Origin of the sequence: Streptomyces sp. NBC_01478, assembly GCF_036227225.1 — a bacterium.
Classification (GTDB): domain Bacteria; phylum Actinomycetota; class Actinomycetes; order Streptomycetales; family Streptomycetaceae; genus Streptomyces.
Window position 1 is genome coordinate 7,896,753 of the sequence record NZ_CP109444.1, and the last position, 26,447, is coordinate 7,923,199.

Annotated in this window: 25 protein-coding genes; 14 read left to right on the top strand and 11 right to left on the bottom strand. The window is 70.4% G+C overall.

From position 1 onward, the window contains the following. Window positions 1-7: 7 nt before the first annotated feature. Window positions 8-2,308: a glycogen debranching protein GlgX gene (gene glgX, locus OG223_RS35890; protein ID WP_329257741.1), complete on the bottom strand. Its 2,301-nt coding sequence runs from the start codon at window positions 2,306-2,308 to the stop codon at window positions 8-10. 152 nt (window positions 2,309-2,460) lie between these two features. Here glgX and OG223_RS35895 point away from each other — a divergent pair, with 152 nt between their 5' ends. The 7 genes from OG223_RS35895 to OG223_RS35925 all read left to right on the top strand — a co-directional run bounded on the left by OG223_RS35895 (window position 2,461) and on the right by OG223_RS35925 (window position 9,635). Beyond that, window positions 2,461-3,693, top strand: coding sequence for a L,D-transpeptidase (locus tag OG223_RS35895; protein WP_329257743.1), 1,233 nt, complete (start codon window positions 2,461-2,463; stop codon window positions 3,691-3,693). A gap of 167 nt (window positions 3,694-3,860) precedes the next feature. Next, window positions 3,861-5,108 (top strand): L,D-transpeptidase, encoded by a 1,248-nt coding sequence (locus OG223_RS35900; RefSeq protein WP_329257746.1) that lies wholly within the window; start codon window positions 3,861-3,863, stop codon window positions 5,106-5,108. An 81-nt stretch (window positions 5,109-5,189) separates the two neighbouring features. Continuing rightward, entirely contained in the window at window positions 5,190-5,957 is a 768-nt protein-coding gene (locus tag OG223_RS35905; protein ID WP_329257749.1) for an enoyl-CoA hydratase/isomerase family protein, read from the top strand. Between the two features lie 308 nt (window positions 5,958-6,265). Then, window positions 6,266-6,769, top strand: a complete 504-nt coding sequence (locus OG223_RS35910; RefSeq protein WP_329257752.1) for an ATP-binding protein — start codon at window positions 6,266-6,268, stop codon at window positions 6,767-6,769. A gap of 173 nt (window positions 6,770-6,942) precedes the next feature. Further along, a complete protein-coding gene (locus tag OG223_RS35915) occupies window positions 6,943-7,734 on the top strand; it encodes a polysaccharide deacetylase family protein (protein WP_329257754.1) in 792 nt (263 codons plus the stop codon). After that, window positions 7,734-8,924, top strand: coding sequence for a YVTN family beta-propeller repeat protein (locus tag OG223_RS35920; RefSeq protein WP_329257756.1), 1,191 nt, complete (start codon window positions 7,734-7,736; stop codon window positions 8,922-8,924). Before OG223_RS35915 ends, OG223_RS35920 begins: the two co-directional genes overlap by 1 nt. A gap of 108 nt (window positions 8,925-9,032) precedes the next feature. Continuing rightward, window positions 9,033-9,635, top strand: a complete 603-nt coding sequence (locus OG223_RS35925; protein WP_329257759.1) for an ADP-ribosyltransferase — start codon at window positions 9,033-9,035, stop codon at window positions 9,633-9,635. A 3-nt stretch (window positions 9,636-9,638) separates the two neighbouring features. On the opposite strand, the gene OG223_RS35930 is transcribed toward OG223_RS35925, so the two are convergent. Further along, a complete protein-coding gene (locus tag OG223_RS35930; protein WP_329257763.1) occupies window positions 9,639-10,274 on the bottom strand; it encodes a GNAT family N-acetyltransferase in 636 nt (211 codons plus the stop codon). A gap of 58 nt (window positions 10,275-10,332) precedes the next feature. Between OG223_RS35930 and OG223_RS35935 the strand changes: the two genes are divergently transcribed. Both OG223_RS35935 and OG223_RS35940 read left to right on the top strand, forming a co-directional pair. Next, the gene (locus tag OG223_RS35935; protein WP_329257765.1) at window positions 10,333-11,250 is read left to right on the top strand and encodes a MerR family transcriptional regulator; all 918 of its coding nucleotides are present in this window, start codon (window positions 10,333-10,335) and stop codon (window positions 11,248-11,250) included. Between the two features lie 48 nt (window positions 11,251-11,298). Continuing rightward, the gene (locus OG223_RS35940; protein WP_200689953.1) at window positions 11,299-11,511 is read left to right on the top strand and encodes an EF-hand domain-containing protein; all 213 of its coding nucleotides are present in this window, start codon (window positions 11,299-11,301) and stop codon (window positions 11,509-11,511) included. 48 nt (window positions 11,512-11,559) lie between these two features. On the opposite strand, the gene OG223_RS35945 is transcribed toward OG223_RS35940, so the two are convergent. Both OG223_RS35945 and OG223_RS35950 read right to left on the bottom strand, forming a co-directional pair. Further along, the gene (locus OG223_RS35945) at window positions 11,560-12,366 is read right to left on the bottom strand and encodes an ABC transporter ATP-binding protein (RefSeq protein ID WP_329257770.1); all 807 of its coding nucleotides are present in this window, start codon (window positions 12,364-12,366) and stop codon (window positions 11,560-11,562) included. Continuing rightward, entirely contained in the window at window positions 12,363-13,961 is a 1,599-nt protein-coding gene (locus OG223_RS35950; protein ID WP_329257773.1) for a 2-isopropylmalate synthase, read from the bottom strand. The genes OG223_RS35945 and OG223_RS35950 overlap by 4 nt, the downstream gene beginning before the upstream one ends. Window positions 13,962-14,156: 195 nt before the next feature. Here OG223_RS35950 and OG223_RS35955 point away from each other — a divergent pair, with 195 nt between their 5' ends. After that, window positions 14,157-14,834 (top strand): FadR/GntR family transcriptional regulator, encoded by a 678-nt coding sequence (locus OG223_RS35955; protein WP_329257775.1) that lies wholly within the window; start codon window positions 14,157-14,159, stop codon window positions 14,832-14,834. Here OG223_RS35955 and OG223_RS35960 read toward each other — a convergent pair. Beyond that, window positions 14,824-15,789: an AraC family transcriptional regulator gene (locus tag OG223_RS35960; RefSeq protein WP_329257778.1), complete on the bottom strand. Its 966-nt coding sequence runs from the start codon at window positions 15,787-15,789 to the stop codon at window positions 14,824-14,826. The genes OG223_RS35955 and OG223_RS35960 overlap by 11 nt on opposite strands. 101 nt (window positions 15,790-15,890) lie before the next feature. On the opposite strand from OG223_RS35960, the gene OG223_RS35965 reads away from it, so the two are divergent. After that, window positions 15,891-16,892 (top strand): zinc-dependent alcohol dehydrogenase family protein, encoded by a 1,002-nt coding sequence (locus tag OG223_RS35965; protein ID WP_329257780.1) that lies wholly within the window; start codon window positions 15,891-15,893, stop codon window positions 16,890-16,892. 106 nt (window positions 16,893-16,998) lie between these two features. After that, entirely contained in the window at window positions 16,999-17,658 is a 660-nt protein-coding gene (locus OG223_RS35970; RefSeq protein ID WP_329257783.1) for an NADPH-dependent F420 reductase, read from the top strand. Between the two features lie 52 nt (window positions 17,659-17,710). On the opposite strand, the gene OG223_RS35975 is transcribed toward OG223_RS35970, so the two are convergent. The 5 genes from OG223_RS35975 to OG223_RS35995 form a co-directional block, all read right to left on the bottom strand. Then, window positions 17,711-18,268 carry a glycoside hydrolase family 25 protein gene (locus OG223_RS35975; RefSeq protein ID WP_329257786.1) on the bottom strand — a complete coding sequence of 186 codons (558 nt, stop codon included), beginning with the start codon at window positions 18,266-18,268 and terminating at the stop codon, window positions 17,711-17,713. A gap of 35 nt (window positions 18,269-18,303) precedes the next feature. Continuing rightward, complete coding sequence (locus OG223_RS35980) at window positions 18,304-19,344, bottom strand: phosphatidylinositol-specific phospholipase C domain-containing protein (RefSeq protein ID WP_329257788.1); 1,041 nt, start codon at window positions 19,342-19,344, stop codon at window positions 18,304-18,306. 69 nt (window positions 19,345-19,413) lie between these two features. Further along, a complete protein-coding gene (locus OG223_RS35985; RefSeq protein WP_329257791.1) occupies window positions 19,414-20,670 on the bottom strand; it encodes an McrC family protein in 1,257 nt (418 codons plus the stop codon). A gap of 162 nt (window positions 20,671-20,832) precedes the next feature. Continuing rightward, complete coding sequence (locus tag OG223_RS35990) at window positions 20,833-23,016, bottom strand: AAA family ATPase (RefSeq protein WP_329257794.1); 2,184 nt, start codon at window positions 23,014-23,016, stop codon at window positions 20,833-20,835. 282 nt (window positions 23,017-23,298) lie between these two features. After that, the gene (locus OG223_RS35995; RefSeq protein ID WP_329257797.1) at window positions 23,299-24,372 is read right to left on the bottom strand and encodes an aminoglycoside phosphotransferase family protein; all 1,074 of its coding nucleotides are present in this window, start codon (window positions 24,370-24,372) and stop codon (window positions 23,299-23,301) included. On the opposite strand from OG223_RS35995, the gene OG223_RS36000 reads away from it, so the two are divergent. Both OG223_RS36000 and OG223_RS36005 read left to right on the top strand, forming a co-directional pair. Continuing rightward, window positions 24,364-24,720, top strand: coding sequence for a PRC-barrel domain-containing protein (locus OG223_RS36000; protein ID WP_329257800.1), 357 nt, complete (start codon window positions 24,364-24,366; stop codon window positions 24,718-24,720). The two genes, OG223_RS35995 and OG223_RS36000, sit on opposite strands and share 9 nt — an antisense overlap. Window positions 24,721-24,773: 53 nt before the next feature. Then, on the top strand, window positions 24,774-25,061 hold the full coding sequence (locus tag OG223_RS36005; protein WP_200691042.1) for a hypothetical protein: 288 nt from the start codon (window positions 24,774-24,776) through the stop codon (window positions 25,059-25,061). Here OG223_RS36005 and OG223_RS36010 read toward each other — a convergent pair. Further along, entirely contained in the window at window positions 25,058-26,269 is a 1,212-nt protein-coding gene (locus OG223_RS36010; RefSeq protein ID WP_329257803.1) for a N(5)-(carboxyethyl)ornithine synthase, read from the bottom strand. The two genes, OG223_RS36005 and OG223_RS36010, sit on opposite strands and share 4 nt — an antisense overlap. Window positions 26,270-26,447 lie beyond the last annotated feature (178 nt).

Genomic DNA, 26,447 nt, shown 5'->3' on the forward strand with positions numbered 1-26,447 from the left:
ATGGAGCTCACCCCACCACCCGCAGGAGCAGCACAGCCCGCGCCGGTACCGTGATCGCCGTCCCCGCCCGGTGCACCACCCCCGGCGCCTCCCCCTGCTCCTCCCGAGACGTGTCGACGACCACCTCGTACCGCTCCGCCCACGGCGGCCCCGGCAGCACGAAGCTCACCGGCCGGTGGCCCGCGTGCAGGACGGCGAGGAAGCTGTCGTCGAGGATCGGGTCGCCGCGTTCGTCACGGCCGGGGATGTCCCGCCCCGAGAGGTACATGCCCAGCGTGGCGGCGGGCGCGTACCAGTCCCGTTCCGTCATCTCCGTGCCCCGCGCGGTGAACCACGCCAAGTCCCTTATGCCGTCCGCCGAATGGGCCCGCCCGGAGAAGAACGCCCGTCGGCGCAGCACCGGATGACGATGGCGCAGGTCGATCAGCCGGGCGGTGAGGTCGGTCAGCGCCGCCCAGCCGGGGTCCTCCCGCAGACCCCAGTCCACCCAACTGATCTCGTTGTCCTGGCAGTAGGCGTTGTTGCTGCCCCGCTGCGTCCGCCCCAGCTCGTCACCCGCGACCAGCATCGGCACGCCGGTGGAGAGGAGGAGCGTGGTGAGGAGATTCCTCAACTGCCGTCGCCGCAGCGCTTTTACGCGCTCGTCGTCCGTCTCGCCCTCGACCCCGCAGTTCCAGGAGCGGTTGTCGTCGGTACCGTCCCGATTGCCCTCGCCGTTGGCCTCGTTGTGCTTGCGCTCGTACGACACCAGGTCCCGCAGGGTGTAACCGTCGTGCGCCGTGATGAAGTTGACCGAGGCGTAGGGGCGCCGGCCACCCCACGCGTACAGGTCGCTGGAGCCCGACAGCCGGTACCCGAGGTCCCGTACGTCCGGCAGCGCGCCCCGCCAGAAGTCCCGGACCGCGTTGCGATAGCGGTCGTTCCACTCCGTCCACAGGGGTGGGAAGGCACCGACCTGGTAGCCGCCCGAGCCGACGTCCCAGGGTTCGGCGATCAGCTTCACCCGTCGTAGCACCGGGTCCTGGGCGATGACCGCGAGGAACGGGGACAGCATGTCGACGTCGTGCATCGAGCGGGCCAGCGCCGCCGCGAGGTCGAAGCGGAAGCCGTCGACGCCCATCTCCGTGACCCAGTAGCGGAGGGAGTCGGTGATGAGCCTCAGGACGTGCGGCTGGACGACGTGCAGGGTGTTGCCGCAGCCGGTGTAGTCCGTGTAGCGGCGGGCGTCGCTCTGGAGGCGGTAGTAGCCGCGGTTGTCGATGCCCTTGAGGGAGAGCATCGGCCCCAACTCGCCCCCTTCCGCGGTGTGGTTGTAGACCACGTCGAGGATGACCTCGATACCGGCCGCGTGCAGGGCCCGCACCATCCGCTTGAACTCGCCGACCTGCTGGCCCGCCGTACCGGTCGCCGCGTAGGCCGCGTGCGGGGCGAAGTAGCCGATGGAGTTGTAACCCCAGTAGTTCTTCAGGCCCTTGCGCAGCAGATGGTCCTCGTGCGCGAACTGGTGGACGGGCAGCAGCTCCACGGCCGTCACGCCCAGCTTGACCAGGTGCTCGATCGCGGCCGGGTGCGCCAACCCGGCGTAGGTGCCCCGGAGTTCCTCGGGTATCCCGGGGTGCAGTTTGGTGAAGCCGCCGACGTGGAGTTCGTAGATGACCGAGTCCGCCCACGGGGTCTTCGGGCGGCGGTCGTCCATCCACTCGTCGTCGGTGGTGTCGTCGTGGACCACGACGCCCTTCGGGACGTACGGCGCCGAGTCGCGGTCGTCGCGCACGGTGTCCGCGACCTGCTGCTGCGGCCAGTCCCGCACGTGCGCGTACACCTCGGGCGGCAGCCCGAACTCGCCGTCCACCGCCCGCGCGTACGGGTCGAGGAGCAGCTTCGCCGGGTTCCAGCGGGCGCCGGTCCACGGGTCCCAGCGGCCGTGCACCCGGAAGCCGTAGCGCTGTCCCGGCATGACGTCCGGCAGGAAGCCGTGCCAGATCTCATGGGTCAGCTCGGTCAGCGGGGCGCGGGTCTCCACCCCGTCCTCGTCGAAGAGGCACAGCTCGACCGCCTCCGCACCTCCCGCCCACAGCGCGAAGTTGGTGCCCGCCACCCCGTCCGGGCCGACCCGGAACCGGGCCCCCAACGGCATCGGCGCCCCCGGCCACACGGGTGGCACCGGCGGCCCGGTGTGCGCGGCGCCGTTCAGCACGGGTGCGGCCCGCGGCGACGGCACGGCCTCGTCGACGACGGATCGCTCCACCGGCACGCCGCCGTCGACGCGCCCCTCCTGCACGGCCTCCTGCTCGGCTGCGCTCGACACCGTCCGGCCTCCCGCGGCTCATGGAACGACGAGGTGAAGGCCGTGCGACGTCCCGGTCGCGGGCCCCTGTCCTGTCATCCTCCCCACTGTTCTGCCCAGAGCTTGGGTCGCACTCACGTTTCCCCGGAGCGTGCCCGCTCGTTGAGCACCCCGTGAGGCATGCACAAGGGCGCGCGCGGCGCGCGGGGGTCGCACTGGCCGCCGTACTGACATGGGCAGGACTGCTGGCCGGAGCCACCGGCTGTACTTCGGACGGCTCGGGCGGGGGCGGTATCGGCGACATCTTCGGCAAGGCACCGGCGCCCGAGGATGTGATCCGGATCTCGCCCGAGGACGCCAGCAGGGGCGTCAGACCCGACCGGCGGCTCGTGGTCCGGGTGGACGGCGGACGCCTGGAGTCCGTGCAGGTCGTCAAGGCACAGGACGCCCAGGACACCCCCGTCCCCGGCCACATCTCCGAGGACGGACTGCGCTGGGAACCCGAGGACGGGAAGCTCGCGCTGGCCGCCGAGTACACCGTCGACGCGGTCGCCCTCGACGGCAACGGCCGCCGCTCCGCCCGGCACACCACCTTCACGACCTACGTCCCGGACGAACGGTTCATCAGCTACGTCACCCCGGAGAACCGCGCCACCGTCGGCACCGGGATGATCGTCTCCCTCGGCTTCAACCGGGACATCGAGAACCGGGCCGCGGTCGAGCGCGCGGTCCACATCACCGCGAAACCGGCCGTCGAGGTCCGCCCGCACTGGTTCGGCAAGACCCGCCTCGACTTCCGCCCCGAGACCTACTGGAAGCCGGGCACCCAAGTCACCGTCTCCCTCCGCCTGCGGGACGTGGAAGGGGCCAAGGGCGTCTACGGCCTCCAGTACAAGACGTTCTCCTTCACCGTCGGCCGCAGCCAGGTCTCCCTCGTCGACGCCGTCCGGCACACCATGGAGGTGCGGCGCGACGGCGCCCTGCTGGCCACCGTGCCGATCACGGCCGGCGCCCCCAAGACCACGACGTACAACGGGAAAATGGTGGTCATGGAGATGCTGGAGGTGACCCGGATGAACAGCCGCACGGTCGGCTTCGGCGGTGAGTACGACATCCCCGACGTCCCGCACGCCATGCGGCTCACCGACTCCGGCACCTTCCTGCACGGCAACTACTGGGCGCCGACCGCCCCCGGACACGTCAACGTCAGCCACGGGTGCGTGGGCCTGCGGGACGTGAAGGGCGGTGGCTCGGACACCCCGGCCGGGTGGTTCTTCGACCGCAGCATCGTCGGGGACGTCGTCGAGGTCGTGCACAGCAACGACAAACAGGTCGCCGCGGACAATGGCCTCGGCGGGTGGAACATGGGTTGGAAGGAGTGGAAGGCGGGCAGTGCCCTGAAGTGACCGCAGGAGGGGCGGGGAGCCTGCGTCAGGCGGCAGTTGAAGTTGCGACCGAACGGTGACATTCGCCTGACATGAAGCTCAAAACCTGGCGGTTAATATGCGCGGATGCGCACGTCAGATGCGCTGGGGTGTGCGGGCCGGACCGGGCCCGGCGAGGGGAGAAAGTCTTGAACGTGCGACCGATATCGGGGGCGTCGGGGGACGCCCGCGGCCGGAGAAACAAGGGGCTGCTGGCGCTGATCCTCGGCGTGCTGCTGCTCGCCGTCACCGCGTGCGGCGGAGGCGGAGGCTCCAACTCCGGGTCCGGCTCGGGCGACAGCAAGGCCAAGGGCTCGGACACGGCCGAGACCAAGCAGTCGCAGGCGGTCGTCACCATCGCCCCGAAGAACGGCTCGAAGTCCGTCGACACCAGCGGCGCCCTCAAGATCAGCGCCGCGAAGGGCAAGTTGACCGAGGTCACCGTCAAGGACGCGGACGGCGCCAAGGTCTCCGGCGCGATCACCGGCAGCGGCGCGACCTGGACGCCCGCGACCCACCTCGCCGCCGCCACCAAGTACACCGTGCACGCGGTCGCCAAGGACTCCGACGGCCGGGTCGCCGCCGAGGACTCCAGCTTCACCACGCTGACCCCGAAGAACACGTTCATCGGCGCCTTCACCCCGGAGGACGGCTCCACCGTCGGCGTCGGGATGCCGTTCTCGATCAACTTCACCCGGGGCATCACGCACCCCGACGACGTGAAGAAGGCCATCACCATCACGACCGTGCCGGCCGTCGACGTCGAGGGCCACTGGTTCGGCAACGACCGCCTCGACTTCCGCCCCGAGAACTACTGGAAGTCCGGCACCAAGGTCACCGTCAAGCTCAACCTCGACGGCGTCGAGGGCCGTCCGGGCGTCTACGGCAAGCAGACCAAGACGGTCTCCTTCACCGTCGGCCGCAACCAGGTCTCCGTGGTCGACGCCAAGAAGCACACCATGAAGGTCACCCAGGACGGCCGGACCATCAAGACCATCCCGGTCACCACCGGCAAGCCCGGCTACGACACCTGGAACGGCCAGATGGTCATGAGCGAGAAGCTCGAAGTGACCCGCATGAACGGTGAAACGGTCGGCTACGGCGGCGAGTACGACATCAAGGACGTCCCGCACGCCATCCGCCTCACCACCTCAGGCACCTTCATCCACGGCAACTACTGGGGCGGCGGCGCCTTCGGCAACTACAACGCCAGCCACGGCTGCGTCGGCCTCCAGGACGTCAAGGGCGGCTACAGCAGCAGCGTGCCGGCCGCCTGGTTCTACAACCACTCGATGATCGGTGACGTCGTGGTCGTCAAGCACTCCGACGACCAGACCGTGGCGCCTGACAACGGGCTCAACGGCTGGAACATGTCGTGGGACAAGTGGAAGGCGTAAGCGGTTAGTTGACGTACGGGCCCGGTGCTGTGACACACAGCACCGGGCCCGTTGTCGTTAGCGCGCGTTAACCTGCCTCCCATGACCGTGAATCTCGAAGTCGCCGAGGGCGTCGGCACCATCCGCCTCGACCGCCCGCCGATGAACGCGCTGGATGTCGCCACCCAGGACCGCCTCAAGGAACTCGCCGAGGAGGCGTCACGCCGCGAGGACGTGCGGGCCGTGGTGATCTACGGCGGGGAGAAGGTGTTCGCTGCCGGCGCGGACATCAAGGAGATGCAGCGTATGGACCATGCGGCGATGGTGGTGCGGTCGCGGGCGTTGCAGGAGTCGTTCACGGCGGTGGCCCGTATCCCGAAGCCGGTGGTTGCTGCCATCACCGGCTATGCGCTGGGCGGGGGTTGTGAGTTGGCGTTGTGCGCGGACTTCCGGATCGCGGCCGACAACGCGAAGCTCGGGCAGCCGGAGATCCTGCTGGGGCTGATCCCGGGTGCGGGCGGCACGCAGCGGCTGGCCCGTCTGATCGGTCCGTCGAAGGCGAAGGACCTGATCTTCACGGGTCGGATGGTCAAGGCGGACGAGGCGCTCGCGCTGGGGCTCGTCGACCGACTCGCCCCCGCCGCCGAGGTGTTCACCGAAGCGCACGCGTGGGCGGCGAAGCTCGCGCAGGGTCCGGCGATCGCGCTGCGCGCCGCGAAGGAAGCGATCGACACCGGTCTGGAGACGGACATCGAGACGGGTCTCGCGGTCGAACGGACGTGGTTCGCGGGGCTGTTCGCGACCGAGGACCGTGAGCGCGGGATGCGCAGCTTCGTCGAAGAGGGCCCCGGCAAGGCGAAGTTCCAGTGAACCGGACCGTCGGGTTCTGATGAACCGGACCGTCAAATACCGCTCATCCACTTGCAATTGACGCGATGTCTCATACAGGTCCCTCGACGGGGTGGTTTATGGGAACCTTAACGTGACCTTAAGCCTGCCTTGTCGAGGGAGCCTGTCGATTGCCTCCAACAGAGCCTTCATCGCAGGTCGCAGGGGCTGTCGCCAGCCCTGAAATGCCTCTGGCACATGCCAATCGAATGACGCGGAACGGGGGCTTCCGGGGGGCGTATTCCTCCGGAACCGCCCCGGAGCCCGTCCGGGGCGGCCATGATGGACGCATGGCGGGGCTGGAAGGTATCGGACAGCCGCGGGGACAAGGCCGTGCGACCGCGGCGCGCTGGTCGCCTGCGGTCGAGGACGAGCGGGCACTCAAAGCGATCGAGTTGTTCGGCAATCCCACGGAGGCGGAAGTTCCGCTCCCGTCCCGCCCCGAGTCCGCCGCGACGGCCCGTCGGCTCACCCAGATCGTCGTGCTGCGGCACTGGGGGCTCAGTCCGAAACTGACCGAGGACGCCGTCTTACTTGTCTCGGAGCTCGTCGGAAACGCCGTACGGCATACGGGTGCGCGGGTGTTCGGGCTGCGGATGAGGCGGCGGCGGGGCTGGATCCGGGTCGAGGTTCGTGATCCCTCGCGTGGGCTGCCGTGTCTGATGCCGGTTCAGGAGATGGACCTGAGTGGGCGGGGACTGTTCCTCGTCGACAAACTTTCCGATCGGTGGGGCGTCGATCTGTTGCCGCGCGGGAAGACGACGTGGTTCGAGATGCGCGTCTCTGATCGTTGAGTGAACTGCTGTGATGCCGGGATAGGTTGTCGGTTTTCTGCGGGTCCGCTGTGGCTGGTCGCGCCCACGCGGCGGAGCCGCACATCGATACAGCCCCGCGCCCCTTTGGGGCGCGACCCGTGCGGGTCCCCCAAACGGGTTAATGCCCTGGTTTCTTACTCGGCGCCCCTTAAATGGGCCGGGTGACCACGACCGACCGCCGTACGGCGTTGCGTGCGGGTGCCGGGCTCGTCGCCGGGGGCGCTCTCGCCGCCGGATGTGCCACGACCGGCTCCACCGCATCCCCCGCCGCCCCCGCCAGCGGACCGGCACCCGCCGCCAAGGCGACGCCGCTCCCAGCCCCCGCGCCCCGCGCCTTCCCGCGACAGCCCGCGCAGATCACCCACGGACCCCGCGACCGCCCCCGGATCGCGCTCACCTTCCACGGCCAGGGCGACCCCGAGGTCGCCACCGCCCTCCTCGCCGAGGCGGAGAGACACGGCGCCCACATCACCGTTCTCGCCGTCGGGACCTGGCTCGACACCCACCCCGCCATGGCCCGCCGCATCCTCGACGGCGGCCACGACCTCGGCAACCACACCCAGCGCCACATCGCCGTCAACACCCTGTCCGAGACCGACGCGCTGGCCGAGATCACCAACTGCGCCGACCGCCTCAAGCGGCTCACCGGCTCGATCGGCACCTGGTTCAGGCCCTCGCGCGCCCCGGCCGCGTCCCCGCTCGTCCAGCGCCTGGCCCACCGCGTGGGCTACCCGCACGTGCTCTCCTACGACGTCGACTCCCTCGACTTCACCGAGCCCGGCGCCGGCGCCATCACCCGCAAGGTGCTCGCCGAGGTCCGCAACGGGTCGGTCGTGAGCATGCACTTCGGGTACGCCGGCACGGTCGCCGCGCTCCCCGCCGTCCTGCAAGAACTCGACCGTCGCGGACTGCGCGCGGTGACGACCACGGAGCTGCTGAGCTGATGCGACACACACCCCTCACCCGCGCCCTGGTCACCGGCGCCGCCCTCGCCGCGCTGGCCGCCCTCGCCGGCTGCGGATCGCAGGACCACGCCGACGAGGCCCTCGGCACCAAGGCCGCGCTCCAGCCGCAACACCAGCAGAAGAAGCCGCGGGTCGCGCAGGCACTGCCCGGTATGCCGCCGGTGCTGAACCCGGCCGACCTGTACGCCGCCGACCGGCCGAACCAACTCTCCCCGGTGGTCCGGGACTTCCCCTCCCGGGTCTACGTCCCCAACACCAACTCCAACTCGGTCTCCGTGATCGACCCGAAGTCGTACAAGGTCATCGAGACCATCCCGGTCGGTGTGCAGCCCCAACACGTCGTTCCCTCCTGGGACTTGAAGACGCTGTGGGTCAACAACGACCGGGGCAACACCCTCACCCCGATCGACCCCCGAACGGGCAGGGCCGGCAAGCCCGTCGACGTGCACGACCCGTACAACCTCTACTTCACGCCCAACGGCAGGTACGCGATCGTGATGGCGTCCCTCGACCGGCGGTTGGTGTTCCGGGACGCGCACACGATGAAGACCGTGAAGGCGGTCCCGGTCGGTTGCTACGGCGTCAACCACGCCGACTTCTCCCCGGACGGGCGGTACTTCATCGTCTCCTGCGAGTTCAGCGGCGAACTGCTCAAGGTCGACACCGAGAAGATGAAGGTCATCGGGCAGCAGAAGCTGCCGTTCCACGGCTCGATGCCGCAGGACGTCAAGATCTCGCCCGACGGGAAGCGGTTCTACATCGCGGACATGATGGCGAACGGCATGTGGGTCCTCGACGGCGACACCTTCGCCAAGCCGAACTTCCTGCCCACCGGCAAGGGCTGCCACGGTCTGTACATCAGCCGGGACTCGCGCGAGATGTACGTCTCCAACCGCGGCGAGGGCACCATCTCCATCTTCGACTTCACGAAGAACAAGCTGACGAAGAAGTGGCACCTGCCGAACGGCGGCAGCCCCGACATGGGCGGCGTCTCGGCCGACGGCAAGGTCCTGTGGCTGTCCGGCCGCTACAACTCCGAGGTCTACGCCATCGACACCCGCACCGGCACCCAGCTCGCCCGCATCAAGGTCGGCGGCGGCCCGCACGGCCTCGCGGTCTATCCGCAGCCGGGCCGCTACTCACTGGGCCACACGGGCATCTTCCGCTGAAGCCGGTCGGAGTCCGCTGAATCTCGGCTGAAATCCGGTCAGTTGGACACGCCCCCGTACGAGTGATGATCCACAGTCCGCCGCCGCAGAACCGGGATCGTGCCCTGCATGATCACCCTTCACCTGCGGCGGCGGACCGCTGCCGCCGTCCTGTCCCTCGCGGCCGTCTTCGCCACCACGGCCGCGACCGTCCCCACCCACACACCCGCAAGGGCCGCCGCCGCCCCGGCCTGTCCCGTGGTCGCCGACCCGGCGATGGCCGCGGTCGACCAGCGCGTGGACATCACCCGCATCACCCCCGACCCGGTCTGGCGCACCACCTGCGGCACCCTCTACCGCAGCGACAGCCGCGGCCCGGCGATCGTCTTCGACCAGGGCTTCGCCCCCAAGGACGTCGTCGACGGGCAGTACGACATCGAGAAGTACGTCCTCGTCAACCAGCCCTCGCCGTACGTCTCGACGACCTACGACCACGACCTGTACAAGACCTGGTACAAGTCGGGCTACAACTACTACATCGACGCCCCGGGCGGCGTGGACGTCAACAAGACCATCGGCGACACCCACAAGTGGGCCGACCAGGTCGAGGTCGCCTTCCCCGGCGGCATCAAGCGGGAGTACATCATCGGCGTCTGCCCGGTCGACAAGAAGACCAAGGTCGAGATCATGAGCGACTGCGAGAGCAACCCGAACTACCGCCCCTGGCACTGACGCCTAGGACGCGCTGAGCAGCACCGCCTCCGCACCCACCGGACGGTAGCCCGCCGCCAGGAACGCCCGCAGGGAGCGGGCGTTCCCCGGCGCGACCTGCGCCCACAGCGGCTCGGTGGTGAGGTGGCGGGCGGCGGCCACCAGCGCGCGCCCCAGCCGCCGGTGCCGTACGTCCTCGTCGATCTCGACGGAGACCTCCAGCCGGCCGCCGACCCCGCGCCCCAGCACGAGCACCCCGCCCTCCGTCGTCCACGCGCGCACGTCGTCGCGCCGGCCGCGGGCGTACACGATCCGCGGATGGTCGCCGTCCGTGATCTCCCGCAGCGGGAGCGGCGGTTCGCCCGGCAGCGGGGAGCCCACGAGCATCGCGTCGATCGTCTCCGCCCTGCGGCCCGTCCGCTCCAGCAGGGCCGTCAGGAACCACGGGTTCATCGGCGCCGCGAGCGCGTCGCACGGCACGGCCGCCAGGGTGTCCTGGACCCACTGCGGATCCTCGTCGACGAAGACGACCGCGTGCGCGGTGAAGGCGAGCACTCCCGCGTCCCGCGCGGACATCTGCGGCACGACGGTCACGCGACCGTCCGCCGGCGGGAGGTCGTCCCGGGCCACCGCATCGAGAATGTCCCGAAGAGTCTCCATCACCAAGCTCCTTGCGCCGCTTGAGTCTCCACCCACTGGAAGGCCCACACTCACCAACATGATCGACGACGGCACCGGACTTCTCACCATCGGGGAACTGGCCAGGTCCACCGGGCTGACCGTGCGCACCATCCGCTACTGGTCGGACGAGGGCGTGCTCACCCCGGTGACCCGCTCCGCGGGCGGCTATCGGCTCTACGACGCCGAGTGCGCCGCCCGTCTCGAACTGATCCGCACGCTGCGCGAGTTGGGCCTCGGCCTGGACGACGTACGCAAGGTGCTGGCGGGTGAGACGACGATCGCGGAGGTGGCCGCCGCGCACGTGGTGGCGCTGGACGCGCAGATCCAGTCGCTGAGGGTGACCCGGGCGGTGCTGTCGACCGTGGCGCGACGCGGTTCGACCGCAGAGGAGATGACGTTCATGAACAGGCTGGCAAGGCTGTCGGCAGCCGAACGGAAGCGGATCATGGAGGAGTTCGTGGACGAGTTGTTCCACGGGCTCGACACCGTCGACCCGGCCATCGAGGAGCGGATGCGCTCCATCGCGTCGGACCTCCCGGACGATCCGACCCCCGAACAGGTCGACGCCTGGGTGGAGTTGGCGGAGATGGTGCAGGACCCGGAGTTCCGGGCGCAGATGCGCCAGGTCATGGAGTTCAACGCGTCGGACCAGGAGCGCGCCGCCGTCCGCGGGCGGTCCACCTGGTTTCCCATGCGGCTGGTGCAGTTGGGTGCGGAGGCCAGGGAGCGGGGCATCGCCCCCGAGTCGGCGGAGGCCGACGCGATCCTGCGGGAGGTGCTCGGCGACGGCGGCGACCCGGCCGTCGTCCTCGAACGGATGGAGGCGGCGTCCAACAACAGGCTTGCCCGGTACCGGGAATTGCTGTCCACGGTGAAGGGTTCGGGGCCCGCGGGGGCGCACCGTGAGGAGTTCGCGTGGGTGGTCGCCGCACTGCGTGCTCGCGCGGCCGGTTAATCTGGCCTGCGTCAACAGGTAGTAATGCGTTACGAAGGGGCGGATCCGGTGGCGGACATCGAGGAAGCACGCAAGCATTTCCAGCGGATCGACACGGACGGTGACGGTGTCATCACCGCGGCCGAGTTCAAGACCGCCCTGGCCCAGGGAGGCGACTGGAACGTGACCGAGGCGGTCGCCGAGGCCATCATCAAGAGCCGGGACCTCAATGGGGACAAGGTCCTGTCGTTCGACGAGTTCTGGGCCCACCTGAACAAGTGACCCGATCGGCAGGGGCGCCCGTCCTTCGGTGGACGGGCGCCCCTCTCGTCATCTCCGGTGCCTGATCCGCACGCTCCAGCGGCCGTCGTGCCGGTCCAGGGCCAGCGGCAGGTCGAAGCACTTGCCGACCTGGTCGCCGGTGAGGACCTCGGCCGCCGGGCCCCGCGCGAGGGTGCGGCCGTCGCGCAGGAGCAGGGCGTGGGTGGTGCCGGCGGGCAGTTCCTCCAGGTGGTGGGTGACCAGGACCGTGGCCAGGTGCGGATGCTCCCGGCTCAGTGAGTCCAGGGCTTCGAGCAGCCGCTCGCGGCCCGGCAGGTCCAGGCCGGTGGCCGGTTCGTCCAGCAGCAGGAGCCGGGGCTCGGGCATCAGCGCCCGGGCGATCAGGGTCCGGCCGCGCTGCCCCTGGGAGAGCGTGGGCCAGCGGGCGTCACGGAGTTCCGCGAGCCCCATCGTCGCGACGAGCCGCTCGGCCCGCGCCTCCTGCTCCGGCGTCGGCCGCCAACGGGGGAGCGGCGCCACGGAGTTGGTCAGCCCGGTGAGGACGACCTCGCGCACGCGCAGGGGTTCGGTGAGCGGATGACGCGGGTCGACGTGCCCCACGCAGGACCGCAACTCCCGTACGTCGACCCGGCCCAGGCGTCGGCCGAGCACCTCCACCGTCCCGCCGGTCGGATGGACCCGCGCCCCGAGGAGGCTCAACAGGGTTGATTTTCCCGCCCCGTTGGCGCCGAGGAGCGCCCAGTGCTCGCCGGCCCGGACGGTGAGGGAGACCTCCGCGAGGATGGGCCGCCCGTCCCGGACGACCCGCACGTCCTCGGCACGCAGTACGTCCGCGGTCCGCGGTACGTCCGTCACCGCAGCCTCCGGTTCACCGCCGAGAGGACGGCCCGTACGGAGGCCGCCGTGCCCTCCGCGGCGCCCCACACCGTGACGCCGTCCACCCGGCACTCGGCGTAGGCGGCCGTCCCGTCCTCGACGAGGTCCAGGACGTCGACCGTGTGCCCGGTGCGCGCGAGCGCGTCGACCAGGGCGGACGGGTCCGGGTAGGCGCCGGGTTCCAGTGGGCCCTCCACCAGGTACGTCTCCCGGAACAGCTCGTACAGCTCCTTCGGTGTCGCCTCCCGTCCGCTCGCGTCCGTCGTCTCCTGGACCACCCGGGAGAAGTCGGGCCGCATGCGCGGCGGCAGGTCGAGGCCGTGGTGGACGCGCAGCAGATACGCCGTTCCGCCCTTGCCCGACTGCGAGTTGACGCGGATCACCGCCTCGTAGGAACGGCCCACGTCCGCCGGATCGACGGGCAGGTACGGGACGGACCACGGAGCCTGCCGCTCCGGGACCCCCAACTCCCTTGCCCTGTCCGTGTGATGGGCCAGGCCCTTGCTGATCGCGTCCTGGTGGGTGCCGGAGAACGCCGTGTACACCAGGTCGCCGGCGTACGGGTGCCGGGGATGCACCGGCAGCCGGTTGCAGTGCTCGACGGTCTCCCGGACCGCGTCGATGTTCCCGAAGTCGACCATGGGGTCCACTCCTTGGGCGTACAGGTTCAGCGCGAGGGTCACCAGATCGACGTTCCCGGTGCGTTCGCCGTTGCCGAACAGACAGCCCTCGACGCGCTGCGCACCGGCCAGGACGGCGAGTTCGGCGCAGGCCACGCCCGTGCCGCGGTCGTTGTGCGGATGGACGGAGAGGATCACCGACTCCCGCCGGGACAGGTTCCGGTGCAGGTACTCGATCTGGTCGGCGTAGACGTTCGGCGTCGCGATCTCTACCGTCGCCGGGAGGTTGTGCGTGACCGGGCGGTCCGGGCTCGCGTCCCACAACTCCGTGAGCCCGTCGCACAGTTCGAGGACGAAGTCCGGCTCCGTGAGGTTGAAGGTCTCCGGGGAGAACTGGAAACGGACACCGGGCGCGTCCTCGGCCCGGCGCGCCATGTGCTCGGCCGCCGCGCGCACGGTCGCCCACACCTCACCGCGGTCGCGGCCGAGCACCACCTCCCGCCACACCGGGGAGGTCGCGATGTACAGGTGCACCACCGCGCGGGGCAGTCCCTCGATCGCGTCGAAGGTCCGGTCGATCAACTCCCGTCTGGCCGGGGTGAACACGACCGGCGTGACATCGTCCGGCACGGCCCCGTCGGTCACCAGGTGCCGTACGAAGTCGAAGTCGGTGCGGCTCGCGGAGGGATAGCCGACCTCGATCTCCTTGAAACCGGTCGCCACCAGCAGTTCGAACAGGCGGTGCTTGCGGGGCGTGTCCATCGGCTCGGCCAGGGCCTGGTTGCCGTCGCGCAGGTCGACGGGGACCCAGAGGGGGGCGCGCTCGAAGCGGGCGGAGGGCCAACTCCGGTCCCCGGCAGGGACGTTCACGCGCTCGTGGAAGGGGCGGTAGCGGTGGTACGGCATCGGGCTCGGACGCTGGGGGTTCCAGTTGAAGACGGGGGCGATGGTCATCGTCTGCTGACTGCTCTCGGCTCGGTCGGACGGTGACCGGCAGCACGGCGACCCGCGGCGGGGTGCCGGTCGCGTCAGGCCCCGCCGCGGCAGCCGAGAAGAAGGAGACCGCGAAGCGTCATGCCGGTACGCTATCCACACCTCAGGTCCTCAGACAAGTGAGAATCTCGTGACCCCGGAGTTGGTGAATCGCGCATGCCGCTAGGTCCCGTCCGTCCCAGTCCCCTCGTCGAGCAGGCCGCCGACCGGCTGCGCGCGCAGATCGCCGCCGGCGAGTGGCCGGTCGGCACCAAGCTGCCCGGCGAGACCACGCTGGCAACGGAGTTGGGCGTGGGCCGCTCGACGGTCCGCGAGGCGTTGCGGGCACTCGCCGGGGCGGGCCTGGTCCGGCCGCGCCAGGGCGCCGGCGTGTTCGTCGTCGCCACCGAACCCGCCGAGGACTGGCCGGCCAAGCTGCGGCGGGCCGCGGTGACCGACGTCTACGAGGTGCGGATGGGCGTCGAGGTCCAGGCGGCCCGGCTGGCGGCGAGCCGTCGTACCCCCGAGGACGTGACGGCGATGGAGCGCGCGCTGGCGGCCCGCCGGACGGCGTCCGCCGCGGACGACACCGCCTTCGTCGACGCCGACATCGCGTTCCACGCGGCCGTGGTCGCCGCCGCGCACAACCCCGTACTCGCCGATCTCTTCGGGCAGTTCAGGCCGGTACTGCGGGAGGGGCTGGTGGAACTGCTGGCCCTGACCGGGCTGCGCGAGCACGATCCGAACACCGGGGACGGGGCGCACGAGGCGCTGGTGAGGGCGGTCGCGGAGGGGGACGCGGAAGCCGCCGCGGAGGTGCTCCGGGCGGAGTTGGAGGATCCGTTCAGAGGCTGAGGCCCGCCTGGCCGTTCCCGTCCGCCGGGTCCTGGGAAGCGCGCTTGCGGTACTGGCCCGGTGCCACCCCGTACTCCCGCTTGAACGCCTTGGCGAAGGCGAACTCCGAGGTGTAACCGGCCCGTTGGGCCACCAGGCGCAACGGCATGTCGTCCTCGCGCAGGAGCCGCCCCGCCGTGATCATGCGCCACCACGTCACATACGCCAGGGGCGGCTCGCCCACCAGCGCCGCGAACCGGCGGGCGAAGGCGGCGCGGGACAGGCCGGCGCGGGTGCCGAGTTCGCCGACCGTCCACGGGTGGGCCGGGTCGGCGTGCACCGCGTGCAGGGCCGCCGCGATCGCCGGGTCCGCGAGGGCCGCCGCCCAGCCCGTCGGATGCCCGGAACCCCGCTGCCCCTCCAGCCACCAGGCACGCAGGATGTACAGCAGCAGGGTGTCGAGGAGTGAGCTGACGATGGTGTCCGAGCCCGGCCGGGACTCCTCCAGCTCCGTGCCGAGCAGCTCGACCGCCGCCCGCAGCGACCGGTGGGCGCCGACCCGGGCGGGCAGATGGACCACCTCGGGCAACTCCGTGAGCAGCGGGTGGGCACGGGCCCGGTCCAGCAGATAGGCACCGCACAGCAGGACCGCGTCCGGGGGCGCCGACTTCCGTGCGGAGGACGGGAGCCGGGGCCAGGTGCCGTCCGCCCGCAGCCGTATCTCCGCCAGCGGTGTGTCGAGCGCGCCGGCCAGCGCGTGCCCGCGCCCGTGCGCCAGGAACACCACGTCACCGGGCCCGAGCGCCACCGGCCGGCCCTCCGCCGGGATCAGCCAGGCCGATCCCCGCAGCACCACATGGAATCCGGCCCCGTCCGAGGCGTCGAAACGCATCCCCCAGGGCGCGTACTCGTCCCGGCGCGAGGAGTGCGGCCGCCCGGTGCGCATCGCCGCGACGGCGTCACTGAGTACGTCCATCTCCGCACCGTAGCGCGGGTGTTGGCGGTGAAGACGGGCGGACATGAATCGGAGACCGAAGGACATGGATCGTCTCGTGGCCGCCGCCTAGCGTCGACGTCATGCCAACCACCGCACGCACTGTGCTCTTTCACGAGATCGGCGGACCCGAGGTCCTGCGCATCGAGGACGTCGCCGTACCGGACCCCGCCCCCGGCCAAGTCGCCCTGCGCGTCGAGGCGTTGGGGCTGAACCGGGCCGAAGCCCTGTTCCGCGCGGGCACTTACTACTACCAGCCGTCCCTGCCCGGCTCCCGGCTCGGTTACGAGGCCGCGGGCGTCGTCACCGCGGTCGGGGACGGGGTGACCGAACTCGCCGTAGGGGACCCGGTGTTGACCGGTCCGGGCATCGAGATGGGCGCGCAGGGCGTGTACGCGGAGCGGGTCGTCCTGCCCGAGACCGCCGTCCTGCGGCGCCCCGCCGGCGTCGACGCCGTCACCGGGGCCGCGGCCTGGCTGACGTACACCACGGCATACGGAGGCCTGCTGGAGGCGGCCGGTCTCAGGCCGGGCGACCGGGTCCTGATCACCGGCGCGTCCAGCGGCGTCGGGACCGCGGCGATCCAGGTGGCCCGCCGTATCGGCGCGATCCCGCTCGCCACCACCCGCACCGAGGCGAAGCGACAGCGGCTCCTGGAGCTGGGCGCGGCCGAGGTGATCGTCACCGGGGAGACGGGCGCGGAGGCCGTGGCGAAGGAGGTCCGGCGGCTCACCGGCGGCGACGGCGTCGAGGTGATCTTCGACGCGATCGGCGGCCCCGGTTTCCGGCCGCTCGCCGGCGCGCTCGTGACGGGCGGTGCGGTCGTCGTCTACGGCTGGCTGGACCGGCGGCCGGCCGAGATCCCCTGGAACTGGCCGGTCACGATCCACACCTACGCCAACATGGCCCTCACCACCACCCCCGGCGGCCGCCGCCGCTCCACCGCGTTCCTCGACGCGGGCCTCGCCGACGGCGGCTTCCGCCCGGTGGTGCAGGAGGTCTTCGAGGGCCTGGACAGCATCGGGGACGCCCACCGGCTGCTGGAGTCGAACGCGCACACGGGCAAGATCGTCGTACGGATCTGAAGGTCGCCCGAGCGGCCGAGGGGGCGGAATAGCCGACGACCGCCCGAGGTTGAGGCCCACCAGAAGCATGCGTGTGCATCGATTCTGGAACGGCGAAGGGTCCCTCATGAAGATCGGCATCATCGGCGCGGGCAACATCGGCGGCAACCTCACCCGGCGGCTCACCGCCCTCGGGCACGACGTCTCCGTCGCCAACTCGCGCGGCCCGCAGACACTCACCGCGCTGGCCGAGGAGACGGGCGCGACCCCCGTACCGGTCGAGGAGGCGGCGGACGGCGCCGAGGTCGTCGTGGTCACCGTCCCGCTGAAGGCGGTCGCGGACCTGCCCAAGGGCTTCCTCGACGGCGCGGCGGAGAACGTCGCGGTCATCGACACCAACAACTACTACCCCGGGCGGGACGGCCGGATCGCCGCGATCCTCGACGACGGCGTCAGGGAGAGCCGCTGGGTCGCGCAGCAGATCGGCCACACCGTGATCAAGGCCTTCAACGGCACCCCCGCCCAGGACATCCTGGACCGCCACCGCCCGGCCGGCGCCCCCGACCGCCTCGCCCTCCCGGTGGCCGGCGACGACGAGGCGGCCAAGCGCGTGGTCAGGGCCCTGATCGACGACCTCGGCTTCGACACGGTCGACGCCGGCCCCCTCGACGAGTCCTGGCGCCAGCAGCCGGGGACGCCGGTGTACGGACTGCGGGAGGGCGTGGACAGCATCACGAAGGGGCTGGCGGAGGCCTCGCCGGAGCGGACCGGGGACTTCGCGGGCTGAGGACTTCGCGGGCTGAGGACGATCGTGGTGCCGGGTCGCGGTCGCCCGGGACTCAGGCGTTCGCGGCCCAGGTGCGCAGCGCCGCCGCGCTCGCGAAGTCGGCCACGTCCTTGTCGTGCGGGTCGGACGTGTACTGGTGGAACGTCCAGTCCGCCCTGATACGGGGTTTGCCGGCCGTCGTGTAGTCGGCGATCCACAGGCCGTCGCCCGCGTAGGACGTCTTGTCGACGGTCAACCAGAAATTGCGGTTGCAGTAGAGGATGACCCGGTTGTTCGGCCGCAGTGCCTTGAGCTTGCGGATGAAGGTGTCCTTCTCCGCGTTGGACGCGTGGGTGCCGTCGTCGGTCGTCTCCCAGTCCACGGCCAGCAAGTCCCCTGCTTTCTCGGGGGCCTTGCTGACGAAGTACTCCGCCTGGGCCGTGATGTTCCCGGGCCAGAGGAAGTGGTAGAAGCCGACGACCAGGCCCGCGTCCCGGCCTGTCTTCGTCTGCGCGGTGAGTCTCGGGTTGACGTACGAGCGGCCCTCCGTCGTCTTGATGAAGACGAAGGAGGAGCCGTCCGTGTCATACGCCGTGGACTGGTACGCGCTTACGTCGATTCCATGCAACATGGGGGACTTGTGCCCCGTCCCCCGGATCCGGAACCTCAGCTTCTGGTGGCCGCCGAGCCGAGGACCGACGCCGATTTCGACGACCAGTCGGAAGTGATCACACTTGCGTGGTCGGCGGCCAACAGTGCCAATTTGGCGGCGACTTCCGCGTCCGTGGGGGCCGTCGAGGAGATCGCCGGGGCCACCGCGTACCCGTCCGTCATGATCAGGATGTAGTGGTTCGTGGAGTAGAACGACGTGTCGTAGCCGTTGTTGACGTACGTCGCCGCGTCTCCGTCGAAGAACACGAACCAGGGGCGGATCGTGGTGTCCGAGGTCCAACGGCTCGCCCGCGGATCGCCGTTCGCCGCGCCGAGTACGGCCGGGAAGGCCTGCGCCTGCGCGATGGTGCCGGCCGCGTACAGATCGCGCAGATGGTCGCCGTACTCCTGGTCGGTCCAGTAGTGGTCGAAGGGGTTGGCCTGCTCGACCGTGCCGGGGATCAGTTCGAAGAGGAACTTGCCCTTGAGGTCGTCGCGTGAGGGCCACGCGTTCGCCTTGGCCGCGGCGTCGAGCGTGGAGTACGAGGAGCCGAGCAGGTCGGACGGCTTGTAGACGCTGCTGCCGAGCTTCTGCGAGACGAGGGTGTCGAACGCGGTCGGGCCGAGACCGATGGTCTGGTTGAAGCCGACCTTCATCTCCACCTTGACGATGACGGGCGCGTGGTCCGGGTGCAGGGTGTTCCAGGCGGCCATGTTGTCCAGGCAACTGCCGAGGTCCTGGTTGCGGTCCTTGCTGTACAGGTCGGCGGGGGTGCTCGCGTACTCGCAGTTGTTGTCGTTGGCGAACAGGTCGCTGTGGCTGACCCGCCACCGCTTGCTCAGGCTGTCCACGTAGACGTCCAGTTCGAGCAGCGAGGCCCCGGAGTCCAACGCCTGCGCCCAGTACGTGTACTTGTCCTTCTCGTACGCGTTGTGCGTGCCGATCGTCGTCGTCTCGGAGAACTTCGGCGCCGCCGCATGGGCGTTGCCGGCGGCCCCCGTCAGCAGCAGGGCCGTCCCGGTGAGCAGTGCCGCCAGCCGTCTTGTCGCCTTCATGAGTGTCAAGTCCCCTTCGCCGTCCCCTGGTTGGAGCCTCGGTGGCGGGAGCAGCGTAGGGCGAAGCGGTTACTGCCCGGTAGCCCCTGGAGGAACATCGGCTTCCGCTCGGGCCGGGTTCGGTGCGGCCGTGATGCGCTCGGCCAACTCGCCGACCGTGGCGAGGAGTTCGGTGGGCGGTCGGTCGAGGTCCAGGGCGTGGGCCGTGACCGTGATGCCCACGCGGCGGATGGCGTGTTCCGTCGGGCCGTCCCGGGTCGTCGCCGCATAGACGAGATGGCCCTCCAGGAGGCCCAACGCCGTGCAGTAGCCGAGCAGTTGGTAGAGGTGCTCGGTGGGTGGCGCGGGCACGTGCCGGAAGGCGTACTTGGCGTCCACGACGGAGACGGTACGGCCGGCCCGGTACAGGACGAGGTCCGGGCGTAGTCGGACGTGCCCGGCCAGGTCGAGGCGATGGTGTTGCTCCTGGGCGGCGCAGCGGACCCCGCGGCGGGCCAGCGCATCGGTGAGCGCCAGGGTGAGGAACCGTTCGAAGACGGCCGGCATGTCGAGCACGAACCCGTCGGCCGTGGTGGGGAGTTGGCCGCCGTCCGGGTTCAGCGACCGGTCGGACAGGAGCAGTTCCGCGAGCCGAAGTGCCGGGGCGTAGCGGGAGTTGAGGCGGTTCGGGGTCCAGCGGGGGAGCGGGGTGCCGGGCGGGAGCAGGTGGACGCCGGTGAGGTGGTGGGCGAGGTGGCGCAGGGCCAGGCCGGTGTTCGGGGGGAGTTGGGGCAGGCGGGCGGCGCGGTGCAGGGCCGCGAGCACGATGCGGTTCTCGGCGATGTCCGGGGTGTGGTCGTCGTAGCGGACGGCGACGGGGAGCGGGAAGCCGACGCGGCGCAGTTGGTCCGCCGTGCGGATACGGCCCCGGATCAGGGGGAGTTCCTCCTCGACCGTGCGGTAGCCGTGCAGCACACCGGCGTCCAGGGTGCGGCGGGTGACCCGGGCGAGCAGATCGGCGAGGGCAGGCAGCAGGTTGTCGGCCTCGGCGGCGTCGACCGTCTCACGGAGCCAGGGGGCGGTGGGCGCGTAGGAGAGCAGGAACAGCAGGTTGCGGACCGGGAGTTTGGGGCGCAGGTGGAGCTGGATGGTGGAGCCGGAAGGAGTGCGCAGCTGGACCAGGCCCGCCTTCTGGTTTCCGGTCAGCCGCCATCGCCCGCCCCTCGCGGGGCTCAGCCGCACCAGCCCGGGCACACCGAGCAACGCGGCGAGCTGATCGCCGGTCAGCTCGCGCACCACGCCAGGGCCGGTCTCGTCGACGGTGAGGTGGAGTGAGGCGGGGCTCAACGCTCCTCCGGTGGACCGGTGTTCAGTGCGGCGGGCTGGTCGGGGCCGGGCTCGTCCGCGGTCAGGTGGAGCCGGGTGGCGCTCAACGCTCCTCCGTCCAGGCGGTGTTCGGCGCGGTGGGGCCGTACTCCTCCTCGACGGTCAGGTGGAGCCGGTCGGCGTTCAACGCTCCTCCACCCAGGCCGCGTTCAGCGCCGCGAGCCCATACTCCTCCTCGACGTCGATGCCCGTGCCGTAGAGCTGGTCCTCCAGGAGGGGCAGGATCTGGGTGCGCCAGATGAGGTCGAGGCCCTCCGGGCGGGCCGCGGCCGGTTTCATCAGGTACGACGGTCCGATGGCGCGGTCGGCGTCGCCGAGGCGGGAGTTGAGCGCGTCCAGCAGACGGGCCGCCGTGTCGGGCAGGCCGCGGGCGCGCAGCCAGCGCTCCAACAGGCCGCGCACCGGCGGCAGTTCGGGGGACAGCCGGCGGAACGCGAAGCGGCGGCGCATCGCCGCGTCCACGAGCGCGATCGAACGGTCGGCGGTGTTCATCGTGCCGATGACGAAGAGATTGCCCGGCAGATGGAACGGGTCGTGTGGGCTGTACTGCGTGGTGACCGGCTCCTCACGGTACTCCAGCAGGAAGTACAGCTCGCCGAACACCTTCGCCAGATTGGCCCGGTTGATCTCGTCGATGATCAGGATGTACGCGTTCGACGGGTCCGTACGGGCTCGCTCGGCCAGCAGTTTCAGCGGGCCCGGCACCACGTCGAACACCACCGAGCCGTTCTCGCCCCGCACCGGACGGAAGCCCTCGAAGAAGTCCTCGTAGGTGTACGAGGGGTGGAACTGCACGAGTTCCACCCGGTCGGGACCGGCCAGGTGCCGGGCCAGCGCACGGGCGAGATACGTCTTGCCGGTGCCGGGCGGCCCGTGGAAGACCAACTGCCGCTGCTCCTGGAGCTGTTCGGCGGTCTCCCGCAACCAGTCCTGCGGCATCAGCAGCTGCGCCGCCAACTCCTCGGTCACAGAGGGCAGTTCGACCGGCTTGGTGACATCGGCCTCGATGAGCGGCTCGGCCACCACGTCCTCAAGCCCGGCCCGCTCGGCGAGTTCGGCGGCGACGCTGCTGATGTCGTAGACCGCGGGCGGCCGGGTCAACTGGGCCTGCACCGCCTCGGGGAGCTGGGCACGGTGCAGCGGCCGGTCGGCGGTGGCCCAACGCACCGGGCGGCGACGGGCGTTGTCGGGGCCGTCGGAGAGGTCGTACGACGGCGGGCCCTGGAGGGTGCCGACGTGGACGTCGTGCGGAGTGACGGTGACGATCACATCGCCGGGCTTCATCACCGAGAGGAACGCGTGCAGTTGGTAGGTGGCCTGGCCGCGGAGCTGGGCGCTGGCGTCGGGCATCGCCTCCGCGACCACGCGCTGCACCTGCGGCTTGGTGGAGTCGGCGGGGATGTCCGGCATCTCCAGCCAGGACAGCGAGCAGTAGCCCTGGGCGAGCCAGGACGGGACGAAGTTGGTGCCGTCCACGTTGTATCCGCGTATCAGCCAACCGCGTTGCGCGTGCTCGGCCGCGCGCCGCCGCCAACTGCCCTGCCAGGGCTCGGCGTAGAAGTCGACCGGGGCTCCCGACCGGGCCTCCAGGGTCTGGCGGAGGGTGAGCAGATCGCGGTCCTGGTCGCCGGTCGGCTCGGGCAGGTCGGCGGCGAAGGCCTTGAGGATCTCCTGCTTGTGATAGACGCTCGCGATGGGCTGGAACACGTCCGGGAAGAGCAGATACAGCAGGATGTGGATCTGCGCGCGCCCCTTCTTGTGCCCCACCGACTCCTGGATCGCGAAGCACTCGGCGCGGAACCGCCACGGGTCGCCGAGGATCGACTCGCGCTCCGGCAGAGGCAGTCCGGCGAGCCGCTCCACCAGCAGGACCAGGATCTGGAACTGCGCCCAGCGGTAGTTCAGGAAACCCTGGCCTCCGTTGATGAACCCGCCTAGACCGCTCTCCAGATCGGCGGGAATCGCCACCGTCCGGTCGGCCCAGGACAGCACCCCGTCGATGATCTCCCGCTTCTTGGGCAGCCCTATCTGCTCGGGCACCAGCGGCGCCATGTTCGCGAACAGCAGCTCGCCCGCCAGCGCGATCGTGTCGTCCGGCGCGCCGTCGAGCTGACGGCTCAGCTTGACCAGGAACGTGTCCGACGACTCGTCGAGGTGGTCCACGAAACGGGCGCGCAGATCGGCGGCGGTCCGCTCGGTCCACGCGTCCCACGCGGGCACGAACGCGGACTTCCCGCTCAGCAGCCCGTCCCGGAACACCCGCTGCACCGCCGCCACGACCTCGGCGCCTTCGGGTCGTTCTGCCACGACATTCACCCCCTGGTACTGGAACTGCCCACAGTAGAAGGCGTCCTGGCGGCCTCGGTCGACGAAAATATCACTCCCGCTTCAGGAGCATTGTGTTCTGCTGATCGAGAACAATATTCTCCAATCATGACGACAACGAGACGACACTGAATCGTCCTGGTACGGCGTTCGCTCTTCAATTCGACTTCGGCAACCCCGAGTCCGCCGGTACGGCCATGGCGGACCGGTACGCCGCCGCCCTCGACATGGCCGAGTGGGCCGACGGGCTCGGCTGTGCGCGGATCACCGTCTCCGAGCACCATGGTTCGCCGGACGGCTATCTGCCCAGCCCGGTCCAGATGCTGCGGGCGTCGGCCGGTCTGTTGAGGTGACGCCCGTGTGCTCGGTGAGGACCTCGGTGAGCTGGCGGGCGCTCTGCCGGGCGACCCGGGGGTCGGTGGCCGCGTAACTCGTGTACGCGTTCAGGCCGGTGGTCAGGGCCCAGCCCATGCCGCGTGTCCAGGTGGCGTCGTCCAGGGCGAGCGCGGCGCGGAAGAGCGGGCGGGTCGTGGCCGACAACAGGGTGTAGGCGATGGCCAGGTCGCAGGCCGGATCGCCCATGCCCAGGCCGCCGAAGTCGATGACGGCGGAGAGCCGGCCGTCCACGGTGAGCAGGTTGCCGGTGTGGAAGTCCCCGTGGCACCAGACCGGTTCGCGGTCCCAGGCGGGGGCGTCGAGCGCGTTGTCCCAGACCTCGGTCAGGGCGGCGGTGTCGAAGACTCCGTCCACGGCCGCGATCGCCTCCCGGGTCGCGCGGTCGCGGGTGGCCAGCGGGGCGCGGGTCAGTTCGGGGTGCGGTCCGGGGCGCAGCGTGTCGGCGGCCGGGGCTGTCTGCAACGACCGTAGAAACTCGGCTAGTTGACGGGCAGTCAGGTCTGGGTCGGTGAGGCCGTCCGCGGTGGCCGTCGTGCCGTCCAGCCAGCGAGTGATGGACCAGTGCCAGGCATAGCCGCAGCCGGGGGCGCCGAGGGCCAGTGGTTCCGGTACGGCGAGCGGCAGTTGGGGTGCGAGGAGGGGGAGCCAGGCGTGTTCCTTGGCGGCCTCGCCGTCCGCCCAGTCGCTGCGGGGCAGCCGTACGGACATGGTGTCGCCGAGGCGGTGGATGACGTGGTCCGAACCGGCGGGTTCCAGGAGGGTCAGGGGGAGGTGGGACCAGTGCGGGTACTGCGTGGTGAGGAGTCGGCGGACGAGTGTGGAGTCGATGGTCGTCTTTCCCTTTCCCTGCGGTTGCCGCGCCGGGGCGGACCTGGGGTGACGGCTCCGATGGGGGGTACCCGGAGCACGAGAACCGTACAGAAGGAGAAGGCCATGATTCATCCAGCGGATGTACGGGAGTGGCGTGAGTGCGCCGTCGTGGACCCGGAGTCGCACAAGATCGGTGTCCTGGAGGCCGTCTACGTCGACACCGCCACCGACGAACCGGCCATGGCCACGGTCCGCACCGGGCTGCCCACGCGGCACCGGCTGCTCTTCGTCCCCCTGGACGACGCGATCGTGGGCCCGGACTACGTCAAGGTCGGCTACGCCAAGGCGCTGGTGAAGGAGGCCCCGTCGATCGGCACCGACGACGTACTGCCCGCCGACCAGGAGGAAGCGATCTTCAAGCACTACGGTCTGCCCTACCGGCCCGGTGCGGGCGGTGAGCGCCAACTGGCCCGCCGTTGACGGCACCGGACGCCGAGAGGTTTCAACTCGGCGTTCCGGGCCACCCGTTGTACATGTCCAGACGCTACGGCGGAAGCCCCGCGGGGACGGTCATCTCCGTCATCGCGGATATCGCGGCACTGATCCTGATCCTGTGGATCGCCCTCTATCTGTTCAACGCCAACGGCGCGAACAGCTCGGTCGACTGGGTCCACGACGCGGCCAACTGGCTGTCGGGCTGGTCGCACAACCTGTTCACCATCCACTCGGCGGACTGGCGCACCGTGGTCAACTACGGCCTGCCCGCCCTTGTCTATCTCTTCATCGGCCACGCGGTGGCCACCGGCGTCAGCCGGGGTTAGACCACCACCGGGCCCTCGACCGCCCTGCCGTCAGGCCGCCTCACCTCATGACCTTCGGGCCTTCGGGCCTCAAGGCCGTGCGGGTAGGCGGCCGACCGGTGCTGGAAGGTGAGGATCTTCGGGTTCTGGACGACCCCGTCCCGGATCTCGATGGCCTTCCGCACGGTGACGTCGCCGTCCCACTCGGTGGGGCCGCCCATGACCGTGCGCAGGTACGGCAGCAGCGCCTCGCTGATCTCCCAGGTCGCCGAGTTCCACAGGTGCGACGGGCTGTGGTCGACCGCGTAGTAGTGGCAGCCCGGTCCGACCGTGGCCATGGGGTCCTCGAAGCCGCTCGGCCGGGCCCAGGCGAAGCCCATGCCCTCGTCGCAGGCCACGTCGATGAAGAAGGTCCCCGGCTGGAACAGCGCGAGTTCCTCGTTGGTGACGAACATGAGCGGCGCGTCGGTGTCCTGGAGGACGCAGTTGACGACGATGTCGAACCCGGCCAGATACTGCGCGAGCGGCACAGGACCGAGCCCGGTGACGGCCTCCAGGCGGGTGGGGTCGTCCTCCCGCTCCTGGAAGTGCCCCATCACGACCGACGGCATCGGCGACGCCACGGCCGCCGCGGCGCGCTGGGTGAGCACCGTGACGTCGGAGACGCCCATCGCGCCCAGACCCGTGACCGCGCCGCGTGCCGTGGCGCCGAAGCTGATGACCGCCGCGCGCAGCCGGCGGCCGTAGCTCCCGGTCAGCCCGCCGAGCTGGAGCGCGTGCAGTACCGAGCAGTACCCGGCCAGCTCGTTGTTCTTGTGGAACACATGGACGCTGAAGGCGCCCGTGGAGGTCCAGTGGTTCATGGCCTCCCAGGCGATCAGGGTCAGCCGCCGGTCGATGCCGAGCTGCGTCGTCTTCTCGTCCTGCACACAGTGCGGCCAGCCCCACAGCACCTGGCCCTCGCGCAGTTCGGCGAGGTCCTCGTGCATGGGCTTGGGCAGCAGCATGATGTCGCACTCCGCGACCAGGCGCTCACGGGAACGGAGGCCGCCGACGAGCGGGCGCAGCGCCTCGTCGGCGATCCCGAACCGTTCGCCGTAGCCCTGTTCGAGGAAGATGCGCTCTCGGATGTCCGGGGCGATCCGGTCGAGGTGGCGGGGGTGCAGCGGCAGACGGAACTCGTTCTCCTTGCGGGAGGAGTGCAGTACTCCGAGACTCATGAGGCTCATGTGGGGCGGCTCATTTCCGGCCGGACACCTGGTGCTCCGGCGTTGCCGTTCCCCGAGGGCGACGCCGAAACGGCTGACGGCGTGCGAGGTGCGCTCGGTAACAGCCACGTTACTCCAGTGCGGAAACGGCCGGATTCCGTCGGCGGCAGTACGCCGGCTCGGTGCCGGCCGGGATCTC